The organism is Streptomyces silvae (genome assembly GCF_016745505.1).
Lineage (GTDB): Bacteria > Actinomycetota > Actinomycetes > Streptomycetales > Streptomycetaceae > Streptomyces > Streptomyces silvae.
In genome coordinates this window covers 1-7318 of the sequence record NZ_JAERUC010000076.1, presented here as the reverse complement: position 1 = coordinate 7318, position 7318 = coordinate 1, and the positions used below count along the sequence as shown (strand labels likewise).

Annotated in this window: 7 protein-coding genes; 5 read left to right on the top strand and 2 right to left on the bottom strand. The window is 72.3% G+C overall.

Annotated features, from left to right (window positions below; translation table 11 throughout):
• Nucleotides 1-604 (bottom strand): glycosyl hydrolase family 18 protein (locus tag JKV81_RS09805; protein ID WP_236056091.1); only part of this gene is annotated, 604 nt, incomplete at its 3' end.
• A gap of 349 nt (nucleotides 605-953) precedes the next feature.
• Between JKV81_RS09805 and JKV81_RS09800 the strand changes: the two genes are divergently transcribed.
• Entirely contained in the window at nucleotides 954-2126 is a 1173-nt protein-coding gene (locus tag JKV81_RS09800) for an acyl-CoA dehydrogenase family protein (protein WP_129261238.1), read from the top strand.
• Between the two features lie 392 nt (nucleotides 2127-2518).
• Here JKV81_RS09800 and JKV81_RS09795 read toward each other — a convergent pair whose 3' ends face one another.
• A complete protein-coding gene (locus JKV81_RS09795) occupies nucleotides 2519-2938 on the bottom strand; it encodes a hypothetical protein (RefSeq protein WP_202075416.1) in 420 nt (139 codons plus the stop codon).
• Between the two features lie 203 nt (nucleotides 2939-3141).
• Here JKV81_RS09795 and JKV81_RS09790 point away from each other — a divergent pair, with 203 nt between their 5' ends.
• From JKV81_RS09790 to fxsA, 4 genes are all read left to right on the top strand, one after another.
• Complete coding sequence (locus JKV81_RS09790; RefSeq protein WP_033304241.1) at nucleotides 3142-3582, top strand: Lrp/AsnC family transcriptional regulator; 441 nt, start codon at nucleotides 3142-3144, stop codon at nucleotides 3580-3582.
• A 66-nt stretch (nucleotides 3583-3648) separates the two neighbouring features.
• Entirely contained in the window at nucleotides 3649-5289 is a 1641-nt protein-coding gene (locus tag JKV81_RS09785) for an amidohydrolase (RefSeq protein WP_202075415.1), read from the top strand.
• Between the two features lie 535 nt (nucleotides 5290-5824).
• Entirely contained in the window at nucleotides 5825-6592 is a 768-nt protein-coding gene (locus JKV81_RS09780; protein WP_099176955.1) for a polyprenol monophosphomannose synthase, read from the top strand.
• 67 nt (nucleotides 6593-6659) lie between these two features.
• On the top strand, nucleotides 6660-7259 hold the full coding sequence (gene fxsA, locus JKV81_RS09775) for an FxsA family membrane protein (RefSeq protein ID WP_202075414.1): 600 nt from the start codon (nucleotides 6660-6662) through the stop codon (nucleotides 7257-7259).
• Nucleotides 7260-7318: the final 59 nt, after the last annotated feature.

Below are 7318 nucleotides of genomic sequence, written 5' to 3'. Positions count from 1 at the left end.
CCCAGTCGATGTCGATGCCGTCGAAGACATCGGCCCAGCGCGGGTCCTCGACCAGGTCGTAGCAGGAGTCGGCGAAGGCGGCCGGGTTCTGCGCGGCCTCACCGAAGCCGCCGGACCAGCTCCAGCCGCCGAAGGACCAGATGACCTTCAGGTCGGGGTGGAGCTTCTTCAGCTTGCGCAACTGGTTGAAGTTGCCCCGGAGTTCCTGGTCCCAGGTGTCCGCGACGCCGTCGACCGACTGGTCGGCGGTGTAGGCCTTCTCGTAGTCGGCGTAGCTGTCGCCGATGGTGCACTTGCCGCCCTGGACGTTCCCGAAGGCGTAGTTGATGTGCGTGAGCTTGTCGGCCGAGCCCGACGTCTCGATGTTCTTGACGTGGTAATTGCGGTCGTAGACACCCCAGTTGGTGAAGTATCCGACCACCTTGCCGCCGGCCGCGGTGGGCGCCGCCTCGGCGGCGGCCGGTGCGGCGGCCTCGGAGGCGGCCGGGGCGGCACCCGCGGACGACGTACCGGCGACGCCGAGCAGAGCGGCGCCGAGCGCGGCGGTACAGACGGTGGCGGCGAGCGCCCGGAGACGGGCGCGGGGACGGTGAAGTCCGGTCATTGTGGCTCCTCGTGGGGGAGGGCTTGGGAAGTGGGGGGTGCCTGCCCTGTCCACCGAAGTTGGCATGGACGCGATGAGGCATTGGGGGAGACCGTAGAAGGACTAGACCAGTTGGGTCAATGGTTCGGACCAATTTCCCTGATCGCGGCTCCCGCTACCCGGTGACGCCTGCGCTCCGATCGGGCATACTCGACGCGCCACAGCCGCTGGCCAGCACCTCCCGTGATCCGGGAAGGCAGGATCGGCTGCGGAGCCGTAGATTTCCGGGCATCGCCCGGGACCACCCGGCGGTGCAGCGCACACCCCGCGCGCGACCGTCGTCACGCCCGACAGGGAGGAGAGCGCCGTCATGTCCGACCGTGCCCAGCAGCCGGTGGAACGCCGTCTGCCCACCGAGGAGTCCCGGCAGCTCATCGAGCTCGTACGCGACATCGTGTCGAAGGAGATCGCTCCCCGGGCGGCCGAGGAGGAGGAAGCGGGCTTCTTCCCGCGCCCGGTCTTCACCCTGCTCTCCGAAGCCGGCCTGCTCGGCCTTCCGTACGACTCCGCGCACGGCGGCGGGGACCAGCCGTACGAGGTCTACCTCCAGGTCCTCGAGGAGCTGGCGGCCGCCCGGCTCACCGTCGGCCTCGGCGTCAGCGTCCACTCGCTCTCCTGCCACGCGCTCGCCGGGTACGGCACCGAGGCCCAACAGGCCGCCCACCTCCCCGACATGCTCGCGGGCGGCCTGCTCGGCGCCTACTGCCTCTCCGAGCCCGCCTCCGGCTCCGACGCCGCCTCGCTCCGCACGAAGGCCGTGCGGGACGGCGAGGACTGGGTGCTCACCGGGACCAAGGCATGGATCACCCACGGCGGCGTCGCCGACTTCTACACGGTGCTGGCGCGCACCGGGGAGGACGGCCCCCGCGGGATCACCGCCTTCCTCGTGCCCGGCGACGCCGAGGGCCTGAACGCCGCCCTGCCCGAGAAGAAGATGGGCATGAAGGGCTCGCCCACCGCCCAGCTGCACTTCGACGGCGTACGGATCTCCGACGACCGGCGCATCGGCGACGAGGGGCAGGGCTTCGCCATCGCCCTGTCCGCGCTCGACTCGGGGCGGCTCGGGATCGCCGCCTGCGCCATCGGTGTCGCCCAGGCGGCCCTGGACGAGGCGGTCCGGTACGCCACCGACCGGCGCCAGTTCGGACGGCCCATCGCGGACTTCCAGGGGCTGCGCTTCATGCTCGCCGACATGGCCACCCGGATCGAGGCCGGCCGGGCGCTCTACCTGGAGGCGGCCCGACTCCGCGACGCCGGCCTGCCGTTCTCGCGGCAGGCGGCGATGGCGAAGCTGTTCTGCACGGACGCGGCCATGCGGGTGACCACCGACGCCGTCCAGGTCCTCGGCGGCTACGGCTACACGCTCGACTTCCCCGTCGAGCGGCTGATGCGCGAGGCGAAGGTGCTCCAGATCGTCGAGGGCACCAATCAGATCCAGCGCATGGTCATCGCCCGTCACCTCGCGGGTCCCGAGACGCACTGACCCGCACCGGCCGGTCCGACCAGACAGGTGTCGTCATGATCCGGTTCCACTCCTGGTCATGACGGCCCGGCAGGGTCCGTCCCGCGCCCTCCCAATGCCGCAGCAGGGCGCGGTAGATGGGCGGGTCGGTGGTGTGCGACGCGGACTGCGCCGACGGCTCCCGGGACTGCGGCCCCTGCTGCGGAACCGATTCTCCGGACGTCGGTGCGGCGAGACGGCGGCGGACGGGGCCGGCCGTTGAATGCAGCGTGGTCATACAGAGCCAACGCACCCACGGGGCCCCGGGTCACTGCCCGGCCGATTCGCGCGCCCGTTCCTCGGGTGTCGCGGCCACCGGCCGGCCGGTGCGTCCGCACCACGCCGGCCCGGCCGCCGTGGTGCGCGCGGAGCCGTCAGGCGGCGTGACGCCGCGTCTGCGGCACGTACCGCAGGGGACGCGAGCCCGGGCCGCCGGCGTGCGAGAAGGGCTGCATCCGCCAGTCCAGCCCCTGAGGGAGCGTCAACAGCAGCGCCGTCTCCTGCTCCTGGACCTCCAGCGACTCGTCGGCCGGACGGGCCCGGGAGGCGTCACGGTTCGTACCGGGGCAGACGGTGAGGACGAACGGGTTCCACGGCGTGGGGCACAGCGCGTGCTCGGGAAGTACGTCCTCGTCCGCCAGCAGGGCGATCGGCTGGGCGCAGTCCGGGCAGATCACCCGGTACATCTCGAACGTGTCGTACACATCGGCAACGGAGTCCTCGTCCGGAGCGGCGTACGAGGCGTCCTCGTCGGAATCCGGTCCGGTACGTCCGGTGAGCTTCAGGCTCTGCATGGGTCTTTCCCCCCTCGGGTGGGCCGGCCAGGCGCCACGGCCTCGGCCACAGCAAGCACTTCCCGTGGGAAGTCGGCCGTAACCGCGAGGTCGTCGGCTACCGATGCGTAAACCTGTGGCATTCATCACATGCCCTGCGAACATGCCCTTCCGGCGCTCCCACGACTGTGCCTGGAGGGACCAGGGGCCATAGGTTGATCCGCATGGAGGAGCTGGACCGTCAGATTGTGGAGTTGCTCGTCAAGGACGGGCGGATGAGCTACACCGACCTGGGCAAGGCCACCGGCCTGTCCACCTCGGCCGTTCATCAGCGCGTCCGCCGGCTGGAGCAGCGCGGGGTGATCCGGGGCTACGCCGCGGTCGTCGACCCCGAGGCCGTCGGCCTGCCCCTCACCGCGTTCATCTCGGTGAAACCCTTCGACCCGAGCGCCCCCGACGACATCGCCGAACGGCTCGCCGGGGTGCCGGAGCTGGAGGCGTGCCACAGCGTCGCGGGCGACGAGAACTACATCCTCAAGGTGCGCGTCTCCAGCCCCCTGGAGCTGGAGCACCTGCTCACCCGCATCCGTACGCTGGCCGGCGTCTCCACCCGTACGACCGTCGTCCTCTCCACACCCTACGAGGCGCGCCCGCCGCGTATCTGAGGGCCCTCCCGGCGTTGCGGAGGGGGCGGGGGAGGAACCGGTCCCGGCAGGCGCGAGACTGGTCCCATGACCGAGAGCACCGCCCCCCAGAGCGAACACCGCACCGTGCTGCTGCGCGGTGGAGACGTCCACAGCCCCGCCGACCCGTTCGCCACCGCGATGGTCGTCGAACGCGGGCATGTCGCCTGGGTGGGCTCCGAAGGGGCTGCCGACGCCTTCGCGAGCGGTGTCGACGAGGTGGTCGACCTGGAAGGGGCCCTGGTCACCCCGGCCTTCACCGACTCCCACGTCCACACCACATCGACCGGACTCGCCCTCACCGGGCTGGACCTCTCCGGTGCGCGCACACTCACCGAAGCCCTCGGGCTCGTGCGTGCGTTCGCGAACGGCGAGGCGGGGGCCGGGGTGATCCTCGGCCACGGCTGGGACGCCGCCCGCTGGCCCGAGCAGCGGCCCCCGTCGCGCGCCGAACTCGACGAGGCGGCCGGGGGCCGGGCCCTCTACCTGCCCCGTGTCGACGTCCACTCCGCCGTCGTGACCACGGCGCTCCTGGACCTGGTCCCCGGCGTCACCGGCCTGGCCGGCTACCACCCCGACGCCCCGCTGACCGGCGACGCCCACCACGCGGTGCGGGCGGCCGCCCACGGCGCCGTCACCCCGTCGCAGCGGGCGCGGGCCCAGCGCGCCGCCCTGGCGCACGCCGCCTCGCTCGGGATCGGCACCGTCCACGAGTGCGCGGGCCCCGAGATCTCCGACGAGGAGGACTTCACCGGTCTGTTGAAGCTGGCCTCCGAGGAGAAGGGCCCCCGGGTCTTCGGCTACTGGGCCGAGGCCGTCGAGGGCGACAAGAGCGCCCGCCGGATCCGTGAGCTCGGTGCCATCGGCGCGGCCGGCGACCTCTTCGTCGACGGCTCCCTCGGCTCGCACACCGCCCTCCTGCACGAGCCGTACGCCGACGCCCCGCACACCGGCACGGCCCGGCTCGACGCCGCGGACATCGCCGCACACGTGACCGCGTGCACCGAGGCGGGGCTCCAGGCGGGCTTCCACGCCATCGGCGACGCGGCGGTCTCCGCCGTGGTCGCCGGCGTCCGGGCCGCCGCCGAGACCCTCGGCCTCGCCCGCATCCGGGCGGCCAGGCACCGGGTGGAGCACGCCGAGATGCTCACCCCCGAGACCGTCGCCGCCTTCGCGGAGCTGGGCCTCACCGCCTCCGTCCAGCCCGCCTTCGACGCGGCCTGGGGAGGCCCGGACGGCATGTACGCCCGGCGCCTGGGCGCGGAGCGCGCCGCGACCCTCAACCCGTACGCCGCCCTGCTGCGCGCGGGCGTGCCCCTCGCCTTCGGCTCGGACAGCCCGGTCACCCCTCTGGACCCCTGGGGCACCGTGCGGGCCGCCGCCCACCACCGCACACCCGGACACAGGGTCTCCGTACGCGCCGGCTTCACCGCGCACACCCGGGGCGGCTGGCGTGCCGTGGGGCGGGACGACGGCGGGGTGCTCGTGCCCGGCGCCCCGGCCGACTACGCCGTCTGGCGCACCGGGGACCTGCTGGTCCAGGCCCCGGACGACCGGGTCGCGCGCTGGTCCACCGACCCCCGCTCCGGGACCCCCGGCCTGCCCGATCTCCGGCCGGGCGCGGAGCTTCCGGTCTGCCTGCGGACGGTGGTCTTCGGACAAACTGTCTACGTACGGCCGAACGAGTGACGTCGGGACATTTCGTACCGCCGATCGAAGGCGCGGAGACTCGGCCACGACCTGCGAGTCCTCAGCGCTGACCTGGTGTTTTCGGAAGAAACAGCAGGTCGAACGACTGTTGACAGAAAGTGCCCACGGGCCGGTAGGTTCGGCCGGGTCCACCACTGGACGTCCGACCGGTCGAACCTCCACGCAGTCGTCGAACGCCGCTGGGTCATGGGGTGGTGTGCCGCACCGGCGCACCACCACTGACAGCCAGGTTCAGCGCCCGCGCCTCGGGGGCGAGGGAAGGTTTCGTACCGGACGGCAGGTGTGACCCGGGTGGGGCCCGGAGGTTCAGTAGACAACGGCTCTCGGTCGACCCGCAGCCAGCGGGTCCCAGGTCGGCCCGAAGGACACCGGGCCCCGATCCGCAGTGGTGCCCTTCTGTCCGAAGTTCCACGCTTCTGTCCGTGCGCCACACGCCGCCCCGCGACCGCGTCGGAGTCCGGGCGCGTCGTGCTGGATATGGTGTGCACCTGCGTACGGACTTTAAGGGGCAGTAGTGAACGACGGCGGTCAGAGGCAGTTCGGCCCGCTCGGCGGAGTCTTGGTGATCATTCCGACCTACAACGAGGCCGAGAACGTCAAGCTGATCGTCGCCCGGGTGCGCGCCGCCGTCCCGGAGGCGGACATCCTCGTCGCCGACGACAACAGCCCCGACGGCACCGGCAAGGTCGCCGATGAACTCGCCGCCGCGGACAGCCAGGTGCACGTCCTGCACCGCAAGGGCAAGGAAGGGCTCGGCGCCGCCTATCTGGCCGGCTTCCGCTGGGGCTCCGAGCACGGTTACGGCGTCCTGGTCGAGATGGACGCGGACGGCTCGCACCAGCCCGAGGAGCTGCCCCGGCTCCTCACCGCCCTGAAGGGCGCCGACCTGGTCCTCGGCTCGCGCTGGGTCCCGGGCGGCCGGGTGGTCAACTGGCCCAGGCACCGCGAGATGATCTCGCGCGGCGGCAGTCTCTACTCCCGCATGCTGCTCGGCCTCTCGGTCCGGGACGTCACCGGCGGCTACCGCGCCTTCCGCACCGAGACCCTGGACGGCCTCGGCCTCGACCAGGTCGCCTCGCAGGGCTACTGCTTCCAGGTCGACCTCGCCCGGCGGGCCGTCGAGGCCGGCTACCACGTCGTCGAGGTGCCGATCACCTTCATGGAGCGGGAGATCGGCGACTCCAAGATGAGCCGCGACATCCTGGTCGAGGCCCTGTGGCGGGTCACCGGGTGGGGCATCACCGGCCGGGCCAACAAGGTGCTGGGCCGCAAGGCCCCCTGACCTCTCCGCCGCGGTCCATGATCACCCCCATACGTCACTCGCACTCCGGTACAGGCACACTGGGAGCATGACGACCGGCACACCGCCTCCGAACCGTCCACGGCGCTCACGCGCCCGTACCCTCCTGCCGCTGGGCGTCGCCGCCTGGCTGGTGCTGGAGATCTGGCTGCTGACCGTGGTGGCCGGTGCGACGAACGGCTTCACCGTGCTGCTGATCCTGGTCGCCGGCGCCGTGCTCGGTGCCGCGGTGATCAAGCGGGCGGGCCGGCGGGCCTTCCGCAACCTCACCGAGACCCTCCAGCAGATGCCGGGGCAGCCCGGCGCACCCGCCACCCCCGCCGATGCCCCGGCCCCGACGGGCAGCAAGGGCAACGGCTTCCTGATGCTGGGCGGGCTGCTCCTGATGATCCCCGGCGTGGTCTCCGACGCCGCGGGACTCCTGCTCCTGCTGCCCCCGCTCCGCTCCGTGCTCGGGCGCTACACGGAACGCTCCCTGGAGCGCCGGATGAGGGCGGCGACCCCGGGAGGCCTCTCCGACGCCTTCCAGCAGGCCCGTATCCACCGGCCGGACGGCAAGGTGGTGCAGGGCGAGGTCATCCGCGAGGACGGCACGCCCGGACGGCCCCGCCCCGACGACGGCCAGGACCGCCCGCCGCTGATCCCCTGACCAGCTGATTTCTAGACCGTGACCACGGACAAAGAGCCGCGGGCCGCGACACATGTTCT